The organism is Aeromonas sp. PrichA-15 (assembly GCF_017939245.1).
Classification (GTDB): Bacteria; Pseudomonadota; Gammaproteobacteria; order Enterobacterales; family Aeromonadaceae; genus Aeromonas; species Aeromonas caviae.
In genome coordinates this window covers 1-293 of the sequence record NZ_JAGKRH010000253.1, presented here as the reverse complement: position 1 = coordinate 293, position 293 = coordinate 1, and the positions used below count along the sequence as shown (strand labels likewise).

Annotated in this window: 1 protein-coding gene; it reads right to left on the bottom strand. The window is 56.7% G+C overall.

Going from position 1 to position 293, the window contains the following annotated elements; all coding sequences use genetic code 11:
• Window positions 1-293, bottom strand: a 293-nt coding sequence (locus J9889_RS20600) for an IS1595 family transposase (RefSeq protein WP_210557926.1), incomplete at both ends; no start/stop codon positions are given.

Here is a 293-nt window from a genome sequence, read left to right as displayed (position 1 = left end):
ACAGGCCAATCCATCGGATATCACCGCGCTACCACTGGCAATATGCCGTTTTGCCCAATCAGCAACGGACTTGGTTTTGAAACCATCGACCACCGTCATCCGCATCTTGATTGGATGTCCTTCCTTGTTCAGGGCCACTGCTGCCATAAACGGCGTCTTGCCTGCCGCGCCCCGACCCCGTTTGCCACCACGGCGCTCGCCACCCCAGTAGACATCATCGAGCTGAATGATGCCGCTGATGGGCTGCTTGTCATCGGACTCTTTCATGGCTTGCAGCAGCTTGTGCTTGAGCA